Genomic DNA, 737 nt, shown 5'->3' on the forward strand with positions numbered 1-737 from the left:
ATTATTTTATTTTTTAGATAAATATAAAAAAATATTTATAAATTCTTCGAAGGATAACTTTTCCACGAAATGTATTTATTTTCATTTCTTTTTATTTTAGGATTAGTTTCATTTTCAAGAAATTTGAAAACATCAAGCCATCTTTTATCCAAAACTAAAAGAAATTCTTGAAGTTGATCGAATGTAATAGGTGTTGTACCTATTTCGTATCGTGAGATTTGTTGCTGACTTATATTCATTAATTTTGCCAGCTGTTGCCCTGTCATCTTTTTTTCTTTACGTGCTTTCCTTAGAAAAACACCAATATGGCCACTAGTTATATTATGTCTCATTAACCATACTCCAATATAAAATAATTAATTAAATATTTAAGTTTCATCAATGATAAATATATTAAAATAAGAGTAAAAACGTTTATATCGATCGAATCAAGACATTCTGATAGGTGTCATCTATTGAATATCGATTATCGATCATTTTAACTTATTAAAATACACGTGTAATGTGTAGTTAATATAAGTAATAAGCAATCAACCATATGATAAATATAAATATTATATATTATTTGTTAAATTTGATTTATGAGGGGTATTATTTGCGACTATTTTTAAAAATATTTTATTTTTATATGTTTAAAAACATAAATTGTTACAATAAATTACGTTTAAATATAAAAATCTTTTGGCTTCAATAACATAGATTTGTAAGTTAAGTAAATTTAACAAATAATATATAAT

General features: G+C 22.4%; 1 protein-coding gene. It reads right to left on the minus strand.

Going from position 1 to position 737, the window contains the following annotated elements; genetic code table 11:
* Positions 1 to 35: 35 nt before the first annotated feature.
* On the minus strand, positions 36 to 332 hold the full coding sequence (locus M983_RS16435) for a helix-turn-helix domain-containing protein (RefSeq protein WP_066753557.1): 297 nt from the start codon (positions 330 to 332) through the stop codon (positions 36 to 38).
* Positions 333 to 737 lie beyond the last annotated feature (405 nt).

It is taken from the genome of Proteus myxofaciens ATCC 19692 (assembly GCF_001654855.1).
Lineage (GTDB): Bacteria > Pseudomonadota > Gammaproteobacteria > Enterobacterales > Enterobacteriaceae > Proteus > Proteus myxofaciens.

Excerpts from the sequence above, each read along its gene's own strand:
- M983_RS16435 (WP_066753557.1), bottom strand. The coding sequence starts at position 332 with ATGAGACATAATATAACTAGTGGCCATATTGGTGTTTTTCTAAGGAAA.